The sequence below is a fragment of the Enterococcus malodoratus genome, assembly GCF_027659535.1.
GTDB lineage: Bacteria > Bacillota > Bacilli > Lactobacillales > Enterococcaceae > Enterococcus_A > Enterococcus_A malodoratus.
Window position 1 is genome coordinate 217,079 of record NZ_JAQDPG010000005.1, and the last position, 12,894, is coordinate 229,972.

General features: G+C 41.0%; 14 protein-coding genes. 2 read left to right on the top strand and 12 right to left on the bottom strand.

The genetic code is table 11. The features are described 5' to 3' along the window. Window positions 1-137: 137 nt before the first annotated feature. On the top strand, window positions 138-1,169 hold the full coding sequence (locus tag PGP85_RS10220; protein ID WP_010742629.1) for a zinc-binding dehydrogenase: 1,032 nt from the start codon (window positions 138-140) through the stop codon (window positions 1,167-1,169). A 69-nt stretch (window positions 1,170-1,238) separates the two neighbouring features. Here the strand turns inward: PGP85_RS10220 and PGP85_RS10225 are convergent, their stop codons facing one another. The 10 genes from PGP85_RS10225 to PGP85_RS10270 all read right to left on the bottom strand — a co-directional run bounded on the left by PGP85_RS10225 (window position 1,239) and on the right by PGP85_RS10270 (window position 10,592). Next, the gene (locus PGP85_RS10225) at window positions 1,239-1,886 is read right to left on the bottom strand and encodes a class II aldolase/adducin family protein (RefSeq protein ID WP_010742628.1); all 648 of its coding nucleotides are present in this window, start codon (window positions 1,884-1,886) and stop codon (window positions 1,239-1,241) included. Further along, the gene (locus PGP85_RS10230) at window positions 1,886-2,392 is read right to left on the bottom strand and encodes a hypothetical protein (protein WP_010742627.1); all 507 of its coding nucleotides are present in this window, start codon (window positions 2,390-2,392) and stop codon (window positions 1,886-1,888) included. Before PGP85_RS10230 ends, PGP85_RS10225 begins: the two co-directional genes overlap by 1 nt. A 29-nt stretch (window positions 2,393-2,421) precedes the next feature. Then, complete coding sequence (locus tag PGP85_RS10235) at window positions 2,422-3,795, bottom strand: PTS galactitol transporter subunit IIC (protein WP_010742626.1); 1,374 nt, start codon at window positions 3,793-3,795, stop codon at window positions 2,422-2,424. A 38-nt stretch (window positions 3,796-3,833) separates the two neighbouring features. Continuing rightward, window positions 3,834-4,118, bottom strand: a complete 285-nt coding sequence (locus PGP85_RS10240) for a PTS sugar transporter subunit IIB (RefSeq protein WP_010742625.1) — start codon at window positions 4,116-4,118, stop codon at window positions 3,834-3,836. A gap of 13 nt (window positions 4,119-4,131) precedes the next feature. Then, window positions 4,132-4,605 (bottom strand): PTS sugar transporter subunit IIA, encoded by a 474-nt coding sequence (locus PGP85_RS10245; RefSeq protein ID WP_010742624.1) that lies wholly within the window; start codon window positions 4,603-4,605, stop codon window positions 4,132-4,134. Further along, window positions 4,606-5,034, bottom strand: a complete 429-nt coding sequence (locus tag PGP85_RS10250) for a PTS sugar transporter subunit IIA (protein ID WP_270327427.1) — start codon at window positions 5,032-5,034, stop codon at window positions 4,606-4,608. It lies immediately after the preceding gene. A gap of 15 nt (window positions 5,035-5,049) precedes the next feature. Then, window positions 5,050-6,549 (bottom strand): BglG family transcription antiterminator, encoded by a 1,500-nt coding sequence (locus tag PGP85_RS10255; RefSeq protein ID WP_270327390.1) that lies wholly within the window; start codon window positions 6,547-6,549, stop codon window positions 5,050-5,052. Between the two features lie 359 nt (window positions 6,550-6,908). Further along, window positions 6,909-8,633: an ABC transporter permease/substrate binding protein gene (locus tag PGP85_RS10260; protein ID WP_090404108.1), complete on the bottom strand. Its 1,725-nt coding sequence runs from the start codon at window positions 8,631-8,633 to the stop codon at window positions 6,909-6,911. Next, window positions 8,626-9,825: a quaternary amine ABC transporter ATP-binding protein gene (locus PGP85_RS10265; RefSeq protein ID WP_010742621.1), complete on the bottom strand. Its 1,200-nt coding sequence runs from the start codon at window positions 9,823-9,825 to the stop codon at window positions 8,626-8,628. The genes PGP85_RS10260 and PGP85_RS10265 overlap by 8 nt, the downstream gene beginning before the upstream one ends. A 128-nt stretch (window positions 9,826-9,953) precedes the next feature. Continuing rightward, a complete protein-coding gene (locus tag PGP85_RS10270; protein ID WP_010742620.1) occupies window positions 9,954-10,592 on the bottom strand; it encodes a GntR family transcriptional regulator in 639 nt (212 codons plus the stop codon). Window positions 10,593-10,899: 307 nt separating this feature from the next. Here PGP85_RS10270 and PGP85_RS10275 point away from each other — a divergent pair, with 307 nt between their 5' ends. Next, window positions 10,900-12,075 (top strand): NupC/NupG family nucleoside CNT transporter, encoded by a 1,176-nt coding sequence (locus PGP85_RS10275; RefSeq protein WP_010742619.1) that lies wholly within the window; start codon window positions 10,900-10,902, stop codon window positions 12,073-12,075. Window positions 12,076-12,107: 32 nt separating this feature from the next. Here the strand turns inward: PGP85_RS10275 and PGP85_RS10280 are convergent, their stop codons facing one another. Beyond that, a complete protein-coding gene (locus PGP85_RS10280; protein ID WP_010742618.1) occupies window positions 12,108-12,416 on the bottom strand; it encodes a hypothetical protein in 309 nt (102 codons plus the stop codon). Window positions 12,417-12,421: 5 nt separating this feature from the next. Further along, window positions 12,422-12,751 (bottom strand): type 1 periplasmic-binding domain-containing protein, encoded by a 330-nt coding sequence (locus PGP85_RS10285; protein ID WP_010742617.1) that lies wholly within the window; start codon window positions 12,749-12,751, stop codon window positions 12,422-12,424. Window positions 12,752-12,894: the final 143 nt, after the last annotated feature.

Genomic DNA, 12,894 nt, shown 5'->3' on the forward strand with positions numbered 1-12,894 from the left:
CAAGACCAATCCTTTTTGTTCACTTCTCAAAAGAATTGTGCTAGTTAGCGAATAAGCTTCTATGCTACGCTTGGCATACTATAAAAGGTTCATTTTTAATAACACTTACATATATAACATTTGAGGAGGTCATTGCATTGGAAGCATTAAGAAAGATAGCAAGCGGTTTTGGTAACATGGAATTATGTGACATAAACAAGCCATTTCCTAAAAATGATGAAATAATAATTAAAGTAGTCTTCAGCGGGATTTGTGGATCAGACATTCATGCCTTAAAAGGAGAATATAACAAAAAAATACCCTTAACGCTTGGGCATGAGTTCATTGGTATAGTTTATGAGATAGGGGATAAAGTAACAAACTTCACGATCGGAGAGAGGGTTGTCAGTGAGACAACTTATGAAGTTTGTGAAAAATGCGTTCACTGTTTGGCACAAGAATTTAATTTATGCAGTCAGCGAAAAGGACTGGGTACGCAGGTAGATGGAAGCTTTGCGACTTTCGTTGCCGCTAAAGCTGCTCGCTGTCATAAACTACCAGACTCCATATCAAATGAGGTCGCCGCTTTAATCGAACCTCTCGCATGCTGTATTCATGCCGCGATGGAAAAAACTCATATTCAGCCTGATGAGAAAATCGCCGTATTCGGTCCTGGTCCTATCGGTGTCTTACTGGCGTTAGTCGCAAAATCATTAAAGGCAGATGTCACACTTATCGGCATCACTAAAGACGCTCATCGCTTGACCAAAGCAAAGGAACTGGGTATCTCTCAAGTTATTGATAGTCAAACAACTGATTGGTCCGCATTTCTCAGCGAGGCAACCAATCAATTAGGCTTTGATCAAGTCTTTGAATGCTCCGGCAGTCCGCAAGCTTTGCAGCAAGCGCTAGAGATCGTTAGGAAAAAAGGAACAGTCATTCAAGAAGGACTGTTCGCAAAAAATCCTGTGCCCGTCGACATGAGTTTGCTCCTAAACAAAGAGATCCAACTCATCGGCTCGCGAACCCAAAAAACAAGTTCTTGGCTTAAAACAATTGACTGGCTGCAGACCTCCACGATCGATTTAGCTCCCGTGGTTACAAAAATTCTCCCTTTAGCTCAATGGGAGGAAGCCTTCAACTTGGCGATGAACGGCGACGAACTGAAAGTATTGCTGAAACCTGAATAAACACAAAGACCGCCTGCCAAAACTAGCAGACGGTCTTTGTGTAGTACTTCTAGTATTTAAATAAACAACTTACTGTTTAACCTGACCATAATCCTTAAATACTTCAACAGCTGTCCGGATCTGTTCGTCATTTAGTTTAGCGATATCGCCTCCATAGGAATGTGCGACATAAAGTGTTTTAGCGGCTTCTTCTAAATAGACAGCTGCATACAACGCCTCTTTTAAATTTTTGCCTATCGTCACAACCCCATGATTTTTCAACACGACCGCTAACTGATCACCAATATGGTCGACCACTGCATAGCCCATGTCGATACTAGCCGCCGAACTATACGGTGCTACATTGACCGGTCCTTTAGCTGTATTAGCAAGCGTAGTAACATCGCAATCGATCCGATCAACCACTAAGCCAATCCCCGTAGCATAGGGTTGATGCGTATGAATGACTGCATTAACTTCAGGCATCTGCTGAAAAATATAACGTATCGCGATCGTATCAACACTCGGACGACGCGCACCTTCGATGACCTTTCCATCACTATTCATTACGAGAACATCTGCTGGAACCATCTCTTCATACATCATGCCGCTAGGGGTAACCAATAATGTTTCCTGATCCACCCGCACACTGACATTTCCGCCGGATAAGGAAATCAATCCATAACGATCCAATTTGATTCCTGCGGCGATAATCTCTGTCTTTTCTTTTTCTAACATCAGCTGGCCTCTTTTTTCTTTTTGGCACGAGCGTTATACTCGGTATTCACTCTTCTAGCACGAGCCTTCAGTGACTCTGGATGCTTTTCATATTCCATATCCAGCAGTAAGCGAAACAGCTCGTGACCATCATTATAATTTTTCGTGTTCAACCAATAACGTCCTTTAAGCACTCCGCCGCCATTCATACGCAAAAACATTTTTCCTGCACTCGGGAACTCACGAATTTTAAAACTTTTCAGCTGCGTTAGGCTGTAAGCATCTCTACGGTTAAATGAACGTAAAGTCAGTGTGTCCCCATCCACATCGATTTCTTTCGGTGTGACTTTCGCTACAAGCGCGTTCCAAAAGCTGTAAAAAGCGACGATCCCAACAAGAAACATCAACGCTGGTATTCGATTGGTAATAATTGAGACAAGCGCTATGAGGAAAACAATCAATGAGACTACTCCTGTAACAGGGACATCTATAAAATACAATGTTTTATCGTACTCAAACCGTTTCATTTGTTCTTCCCCCTTTTCATACGAAAGAATTAAGCTGCTTCTCCTCCATCATGCAGCTGAGACGCTTCTTTTTTGATTCGATTACGGTTCCAGATCGCCATTGCCGCAGCAACAAACGCACCAACTCCAGTACCAATATATCCGAGGCCATTTAAGCGAACCAATGCCCAAGTCAGCGGGTTCGCACCGTCACAAATAGAAGAAATTTGCGATGCCCCCTCCGGCATTTGGAAATTCACGTTGTTCGCGGCCGTCGTGATCATCGGCGCTAAGTCTGTCGCGATCCATAGTCCGAAAACAAGAACGATCAATCCTACGATCAGGCCTCTAAAGCCATTCTCTTTTACGATTGGCGTGATCAGAACGAACATCCACGGAATAACAGCCAAATCAGCAAATGGCATCACTGTATTTCCCGGCAAGACAACCGCCAAGAAAATCAATAATGGAACTAAAATGAATGAGATTGCTAATGTTACTGGATGTCCAACCCCTACCGCAGAATCTAGGCCAATATATATTTTTCCGCGATTTTGGAATCTTCCTTGAATAAACTCGCTGGCAGCGTCACTAATCGGAATCAACCCTTCCATCAGCAAAGCAGCCATTTTAGGAATTAAGACTAAAACTGCTCCCAGTGAAATCCCTAGAGTCAATACTTCTGTCACGTCATACCCTGCGATAATCCCAATAATTATTCCCAAGAACGTTCCTACTAGAATCGGTTCGCCAAAAACACCAAAACGTCTTTGAACCGTATCCATATTAATATTGATATCTCTTACCCCTGGGATCATATCGATTAATTTATTAATCACCATCGCGATCGGCGCATAAGCTGTTGTAAACCCGTGGGGGAGTGAGACCCCCGGCAGATCCAGTGATTTTTCTACCTCTGGAGCGGTAACGTCTCCCAGAACCATAATGATGACCATGTTAACGACCGCCGCAATAATTCCCAACCATAGAGTATCGGTGATGATAGCTACCAAAGCTCCGGTAAAAGCAAAGTGCCAGTAATCCCAAATATCTACGTCCACTGTTTGCGTCGTATTCGTCAGCAGCATCACGATATTTACCAATAATCCTAACGGAATGATGATCAATCCAACCGTCGAACCCATCGCAATTGCTGCAGAAGCCGGCCATCCCACATCAATCGTTGATAAACTCAATCCATAGCGATCAACCATCGCTTGTACCGCTGGCGAGAGACTGGTTCCCAATAACGAGTTAATGACCAAGTTCAAGCCGATAAAACCGACCCCTACTGTTAACCCTGCTCGAAGACTTTTCCCGACACCTGTTCTGAAGGCACAACCAATGATAAAGATAACAATTGGCATTACAACGGAAACACCTAAACCCTGAATAAATTGAAACACTTTGATAATAGCATCCATGATTATTCCCCCTCATTCCTCGTACTATTTACAGCAGGCTACTTTTCCATCAGCTCTAAAATTCGATCGATCGTAGGCTTCGTGTTAACTCCTGTTAAGAAACATACGCCCGAAACAGACTCGCAATCTAAATCCTTAGGTATCACCGTCGTAGAAATCAAAAAGTCATAGTTCGATGCTTTGTTTGGTGTTTCTGAAATCTTGCATTGCGTAATTTTGTACTTCCCTTTATAACCGTTATCATCTAAAACCTTAGAGATTTTTCCGTTAACCGCCGTTGATGTTGCAATTCCTGAACCACATGCCAATAAAATATTTTTCATTTTTTCCACGTCCCTAGTTTAAATTCTGTTTCATTTTTTGCACGGCCTCCGTTGCCGTTTTCGCTTGAATAATTGCTAAGACCTTTTCGTCTTTTTGAAACATATCGATTAATGCCTGTAGAAAATCCAATTGTTTCTTAGGTTCTTTGATCGCCAGCATAAACATGATTTTTACCGGAACTAAAACTTCCGGCGAGCCCATCATTTCAAACATCACTGGATTCTTTAGAATACCGATCGCCATCGATTGCTTGAAAACGTACTCTGAATCTGTGTGGGGGATCGCAACCCCGATGTGCTCTAGCGGTAAGCCTGTCGCAAATTCTTTTTCTCGTTCTTGAATCGCTTGACTAAACTCTCCATTCACACATTTGTTTTTCTCAAGACAACCGGCTAATGCCGCCAATGCCGAAAAATTGTCCGGTTCATCCATTTCTAAATCTACTAAAAATTCATCTAAATACATATCGTCCCAAAAGTCAGCCACTTAGATTGCACTCCTTTCCCCCATCACTAATTCTAATAGCGTCTGTTTATCCGTTACTTGAATCAACTGCTCAACATTCTCCTCCCTCTCGATAAATTCAAGTAATCCCGTGATCTTACTCTTCGCAGCATCAATGTCCGTATCTGAAATGGCAAAAAATAGAATGACATTCACATTATTGATTCCCCAATTTATCTTCTTATCTAAGGTCATGATCCCGATCGAGGTTTGATTGACCTCGCTGGGATCCGCATGGGGAATAGCAACACTCACAGAAAAACTAGTATCCCCTAACTTTTCACGAACCCAAACTGACTCGCCAAAATTTTCTTTAGCGATCCCCAACGCCTGATATTTTTTGATCATGAAATTCAAACACTCTTGTTTGTTCTCCACATGCTGCTGAAGGAAAATAAGATCTGGATTGATCCATTGGTGTTCAACTTATGATTTTTCTTTTGCTGTTGCGTAATACCGTTTGTAGTAGGTATGGACGATCCGGCTGATTTCTTCATCCTTGATCATCGGAGAAATATAAACGACATTCCGCGCCTTTAAATGCGGATCGGTAGTAACAACAACATCCCGAGAATTTAACGTTACCTGCTCAAATTCTTTGGTCGTTAACTGAATGACCTTATCTGTATGAGGGATGATTCGCCGAATTTTTGTATAGATCAAGTCGCTGGTGATCAACCCTCGAGACAGCACAACATAAATATTGCGGAAACTTACTCCATACTTGCGTTCTAATGAAACTTGGAAATAAATCACTAAAAAAGAAATCTCATCACCAGTAATTTCGATCGAAAAACGCTGCGCTAAACTACTCGTGGCATAACACATCATAGAATATAATAATAAATAGCGGTTTTTGATTTCTTCCATAAATGGATTCTTGATCAAGATATTGCGACGCAGACGATAAATCATCGGCACGATATGGCTCATTAACGAGTCATGTAATTCTTGGTCCCTCGAAAAATCGATATTCAACAGATTCCCTAAGTCAGCCATCAATTCTTCTACTGCCTCTTGATAGCAGCCGCTGTAGCTTTTAGTTGATTTATAATATGGTTTTACATTCATGGCATACAACGTTTCCGATAGATGATAAATGTCAGGATACCAAAGTTCGATCGTACTATTAGCCGAAATAAAGGCACAAATTTCATATGTTTGAGTGTAGAGCGCCAGGTCTTCTAACTCACTTTTCTTCTTTTCTTTGATCGTCATATGACAGCCGTTTTCCGCTCGAGTAAGCAAACATAAAAAGGTAAGAAAAATTGCTGAAAAATATTTATTAGAAATATCGCTGTAAAACATATCCGAAAACCTCTCTAACGTCTCTTTGACTAACTGAATCAGCTTCTTCGGAAAGTAATTACTCAATTGGATAAGCAGCTCTTCATTATTGACGAACAAGGCTTCCGGAAACTTCGTTATCAAAAAATTTTGATAGGACTGCTGCACATCGACTTCGGTTCCTTTAAGAACGACATTTCGCTTGTTCTGACAAATCTTGACATCAAAATGACGGAGATAACGTTGCAGATAATCCAGATCCTTTTTTAGAGTCGAGTCCGAAATAAAAAATTCCTTTTCAAGTTCCTCTTGTAATTGGCCTGCTGGAGACATAAATAATTTACGAAACAACGCTTCTCTTCTGCCTAACACATCATAGGCATCTCCATCGCTCTCCAACGAAAGTTCACCGATTCTGCTAACGTTTTTTTCAGTTCCTACTAGCTTAATGCCATGACGCGGTACTTTGACAATCTCTATCTCTTTTTTGGTCAGTTCCTTATTTAAAAAATTGACGTCATTCAAAATTGTTCTTGTAGAGACCTCTAACTTCTCACTAAAATAATCCGTCGCTTTGTAATCGCTTTCAGAAAGAAGTAGGGACAATAGCTGGTTTCGCCGCCGCATACTTTTTTCCATCTTCACACCTCCTTTTTCAATTCAACATTATGAAGCTAGCTCACAAATGAATGATAGAATTTTTCTAACATAAAAGTTCCAATGATTTTCGTACGCATACCCTTCTACTACTCTTGCTAAAGTAAGATTAGTAGAACTGACAAAGTTGAACTGGCAACTTCACTATCTCTTATACTCATCATAGTAAATTTTCCTGATTGTTTAAAGGCATCCTTTTTTCATCATTAATCATGAAACTACTAATTAATAGTAACTATTCTTTTTTGAAAGTATTTATGAAATTATTCTATCTCAATAAACAAGCCTCCAATACATAAAAAAATTGCTGGTCAATAATGACCAGCAATTTTTCTTATATTCTATTTTTTCCACTGATCAACTTCTTTTTGATGATCTTTGATCCAATCTTTAGCTGCTTGAGAAGGATCGGTACCTTCATTAATAGCCAGCATGACACTTTCCATATCTTTTTGGTTCCAATTAAAGTTATCCAATACTTTGTATGCTTCCGGCTGATCTTTTTTCAACCCTTTGCGTGCCATCGTATGGATAGCTTCCTCTGTTCCCATGGCACCCTTTGGATCTTCCAAATATTTCAATCCATATTTAGCAAACATCCAATGCGGTGACCAACCGGTAATAACGATCGGCTCTTTCTTTTTGATTGCTTGACCAAGTGCTACTGTCATTGCTCCAGAAGATGACGTTGAAACTTTCCAATCTGCTAAGTTCGGATAAGCCTTCAAGGTATTTTCAGCAGCATTGACTACACCGGCACCAGGTTCGATCCCTGTGATCGTTTTGTTGGCTTGATCGGTTAGATCTTCGATGGAATTTACATCCATATAGTCCGGTACGACGATCCCAACTTTTGCGCCTTTCAAATTGACCCCAAGATCATCTACTTGATCTTTGTACTGAGCAAATTGCGACTTATGCGTATTCGGCAGCCAAGCAGCTACCATCGCATCAGACTCGCCTTTTGCAACAGATTCCCACATGATGGCATTGTCTAACGGCGTCATATTGACGTTGTAGCCCATCTCTTTTAGAATTTCACCGACTACGTGTGTTGAAGCGACTTCGGTATCCCATTCCACATAGGAAAGATTGATCGTTCCTTTGTTCTCTTCAGAGCTGCCGCCAAAACCAAATGAAGCGAGTAAAACCACTGCGGCGACAACACCGGCAGCAATCCCGATTTTTTTCTTTTTCGACTTCGGCATTTTTTCAGCCGCTTGTTGTTTCGGCTTGTTAATGTTTTGTGTAAAGCGGTCAATGATGATTGCTAAGATAACGAGCGCCAACCCGTTCACAAAACCATTCCCGACTTGTGCCCGCTGCAAGGCTGACAACACACCACGACCAAGACCAGGTGCACCAATCATTGATGCGATTACGACCATTGATAAGGCCAGCATCGTTGTTTGGTTAATCCCTGCTAAGATCGTACTTTTCGCTAACGGCAATTCCAGTTTAAAGAGTTTTTGCCGACCTGTTCCGCCAAATGAATCAGAGGCTTCCACCAACTCTTTTGGTATTTGGCGAATTCCAAGATTCGTAAAACGAACCGTTGGCGGCAACGCAAAAATTACTGATGCGAAAACACCCGGTACCATCCCGATACCAAAGAAGGCAACCGCAGGAATCAGGTACACGAAACCTGGCATCGTCTGCATAAAGTCCAAGATTGGTGTAATAATTTTCTTTGCTGTCTCGCTTTTTGCCATTAAAATACCTAATGGTACTCCAATGATGATCGAAAGGACACTAGATAAAATTACTAGCGTAACAGTGCTCATTAGATCGAGCCACAATCCTTGATTGTAAATAAACAGTAACCCAATCAAGGTAAAGCTCGTCAATCCCCATTTTTTATTAGAAATGAAAAATGCGGCAACAGTTAAGACAAGAATGAATAATAATGGCGGAATCGATGCCATGAGATTAGTCATCCCATCCATCAAAAATTGGCCGCTGTGCTGCAAGACTGAGAATAATCCTGCAAAGGTTCCGGTCAGCCAATCAGTAAATCCTTCAACCCAATCTGCTACGGGTAATGCTTGCTGTAAAATATTAGACATGTGCTTTCACCTCTTCTGCTTCTGTATCTGCCAACGCCTCTAATACACTGCCGCGAATGACGACGCCGACTAAACGGTCGCCTTCTACTACAGCCAGCGGAGCAGGTGAATCAAAAATCAGATTGAAAATATCGGTGACCAGCATATCTTTAGGAATGCGGCGGACATTTTTATCAATGACTTCTTTCAGTGTTAAATTATTTTTACGAGCCTCTAACGCTTTATCCGCAGTCAGACTCCCTTTCAATTTACGTTTGCGGTCAACAGCTAAAAGCATGCTGACTTCTTCTTTACGCATCCGGTTCAAGGCCACACTCGGGCCATCAACTTCAATATTCGTAGTCAACGCTGGGACCATAATATTTTGTGCGGTCAAGACTTTCGAACGGTCAACGTCTTCGACAAAGTCTCGAACATATTGATTGGCTGGGTGCGTTAGAATCTCTTCACCTGTACCGATCTGCATGATTTGACCATCCTTCATCAAAGCAATCCGATCACCGATCCGCAAGGCTTCATTCAAATCATGAGTGATGAAGATAATCGTTTTTTGTACATTGGACTGCAAATCCAACAGTTCATCTTGCATCTCGCGGCGAATCAATGGATCTAATGCTGAGAATGCCTCATCCATCAATAATATTTCTGGATCATTGGCCAGTGCACGCGCCAAACCGACCCGCTGCTGCATCCCACCGGATAGTTGATTCGGATATTGATCCTTAAAGGTCAGTAATCCTGAGTTGTCTAATGCTTGTTCTGCTTTGGCTTGACGTTCCGCTTTCGGTACACCGCGCACTTCAAGACCATATTCTGTATTCTCTAAAATCGTACGATGAGGAAATAGTCCAAAGTTTTGGAAAACCATATTGATTTTATGGCGGCGCACTTCCCGCAGTGCTTCTTTATCCATTTGGGCAATATTTTCTCCATCAATATAAATCTCACCAGATGTTGGATCAATCAATCGATTTAATAAACGAATCATTGTAGATTTTCCGCTGCCGGAAAGTCCCATGATAACAAAAATTTCTCCTTCATTGACTTCAAAACTTGCATCATATACACCAACAGTTGCACCTGTTTGCTCTACAATTTCATTCTTGTCGCGATTCTCTTGAATCATCGCAAGGGCCTGTTGCTGTTTCTTACCAAATATTTTAGTCAGATGTTCTACCTTAACTTTACTCAAAAAATATCCTCCTCTTAAAAAAAGTGACCATACAACCTTAACATCATGTGGTCACTTTTGTCAAAAAAGATGCTGAAAATTTTTAGTAAACAAAAAAAGAAAAGCCGCAGCTTCTCTTTTTTCGACATTTATTTATCTGGGTAAAACAAATGCTGCATTCGTTGTAATACTAGCTCGTTTCCGACGAAAAACAGAGTATCACCAGCACAAATTTTGGCATACGGTCCAGGAGACAGCAGCAATTCATTTTTTTGTTGAATAGCCACGATCGTTGCACCCGTCTCATGCCAAATATTCAAGTCATTGACCGTACTCTCTAAATGAACCGCCTCTTCGGTCAGCGTCAATTCATAAGGTACAAAAGGCGCAACGTTATGAACACGCTTCGTTTGAGCTAATAGCTGATTCAGCAGTACACTGACATTGTCCAATTCCTGCTTTTGTTTTTCAACACTGGCCTGAATCTCATTTTTGATTTCTTGAACAGTTTGCACATCTTGATATTTTTCAAAATAGACCTGCGCTTTTTCTCGCGAAAGTACATATGCTCCGCTGCCGTGCCGAACCTCCATAATACCTAGATCGACCAAAACATTGATCGCTTTACGGGCCGTCTCAGGGGAAACATTGAAGTTACTCGCTAAAGTAGAGCGTGCATGGATTTTTTCTCCTACCTGATAACGTTTGTCGGCAATTCGTTCAGCAATCTCTACCGCAACTTGCTGATAACGCGGAAGTAAGATCCGCTTCTTGTTTTCCCCTTCCATTTCGATCCCTCTTTTTCTGCAGAATTCTTTTCAAGCATAGCATATTTTTTTTAGAAAAGCTGTAATCATTGCAAGTCGCCGAAAATGAATTTGTTAGTGTTTTCGTGTTTAGAATTTGTTCATAGAGGAAATATTTTAATGGTTATTCTTCGCAAATCCTCCCAAAAAAAGCTACGCTAATTCAGATTATTTTTAAACGGTCATTTCCTTGACTCTGCTTTATCCAATTGTTTATTCACGCACGTTTTTAGGAATGATCGGCTTGATGAAAATCAAAATCAACAATATATAAATTAGGAGTGATTTTTTGCATTTTGTGATAGGTATTATTGGGTTGATAATTGTCTTAGTTTTAGGTTTCTTGATCAGCAGCGACCGGAAACACATTCGGTATTCTCCGATTGTGATCATGCTAGTATTGCAATTTCTATTGGGTTTCATTTTATTGCGTACAACGGTAGGCACAACCATCGTTGGCGGTTTGGCTGGCGTGTTCGACGCATTGTTGCGCTTTGCCGGTTCGGGTGTGGACTTTGTTTTTGGCGGTATTGCTAACAAAGAGAGCTTCCCATTTTTTCTGAACGTCTTGATGCCGATCGTCTTTATTTCCGCGATCATCGGAATCTTGCGTTACGTTAAAATTTTGCCGCTCTTCATGAAAGGTGTTGGTCTAGCTCTTAGCAAGATCAACGGGATGGGCAAGCTGGAGTCTTATAATGGGATTGCTTCAGCGATTCTGGGACAATCAGAAGTATTCATCTCCATTAAAAAGGAGCTGCCTACTTTGTCGGAACAACGTTTGACTTCCATGAGTATTTCAGCAATGTCCACCGTTTCCATGTCGATCGTTGGTTCCTATATGGCTTTGATCCAACCGCGATATGTAATTACTGCACTTGTACTGAACTTATTCGGCGGCTTCATCATTGCCTCAATCGTTAATCCTTACCACTTGGAAAATGATAACTTAGTGATCGAGGAAGATAAAGACCAGACCTTCTTCCAAATGTTGGGAGAGTATATCTTGGACGGGTTCCATGTTGCGGTCACTGTAGCCGCAATGCTGATCGGGTTTGTAGCATTGATTGCCATGATCAATTTTATTTTTGCTAAAATCACCGGTCTGACCTTCCAAGAAATTTTAGGTTATGTTTTCGCACCATTAGCCTTCATCACCGGTATTCCTTGGAAAGAGGCTGTTGATGCTGGAAGCTTGATGGCTACCAAACTAGTAACCAACGAATTTGTTGCTATGACTGAATTGGCTAAAGGCGGCTGGGATTTCTCAGCTCGAACAACAGCGATTCTCTCTGTTTTCTTAGTTTCTTTTGCAAACTTCTCTTCCATTGGAATTATCTCTGGTGCAATGAAAGGTCTAAACGAAGAAAAAGGCAATCTAGTTGCCAAACATGGCTTAAAAATCTTATTAAGCGCGAGTCTAGTCAGCTTTCTAAGTGCAATCATCACAGGTTTGATTTTTTAACATAAAAGGACCGCACAACTGTGCGATCCTTTTTAAATTGATTTCAATCGAATAAAATACCCTTCATTAGACTCATGCACCTGCTCAATTTGATGATAATGAGGGACAAAATCTTGTTCTGATACTTCTAATAGGGTGACTTCTTTTCCATAGCCTGGGACGCCGACAACTAAATTTTTGGTATTTAGATGCAGCTGCATAACTTTGTGCAGCTGTCCCGAAATCTCCAGCAATGTTCGGCTGTCCTTATTTTGATGCCAAGAATGTTCTTGAAACAAACGTAAGCCATTCCGCAAAATAGTATTTTGAACAGTCGTTTGTCGAATAACTTTTTTCCACATAAACTCTATGCGGCCTTTTCATCCACAGTAACAGTGACTCTGACACCTAAAGTACGACCTTCTTCGATCAGCTGTTCAGCGATTTCTGATGAACAATTCAAATAGAACACCAAAGCCGTATAATCTTTTGCGAAATTTTTTAAGAATTGCCGACCTTCTTCTAGCACGGCATCTTCAGTCAGACTTTCATAAAAAATAACCTGCTTGTTGCGTAAAAAAGTTTGCGGAAGCTGCTTTTCCACACCAACAACTGCTATTTTCTCTCCTTGATAATTTCGTTTCATATGTTCCCAAACCCTCTGTGTTGTATTCGCTTTCTTTTCAAGAATAAACAATTTATTATCTTCCTTTCAAATTTAAATTGTCATATGCAGGAAATAGCCCTGCGGCTGGCAAATCATACAAGACCATCACCTCCCATTCTTTCAAAAAAATAACAAATAGTAGAACATCCATCATAACAGCTTACCTATTTTAA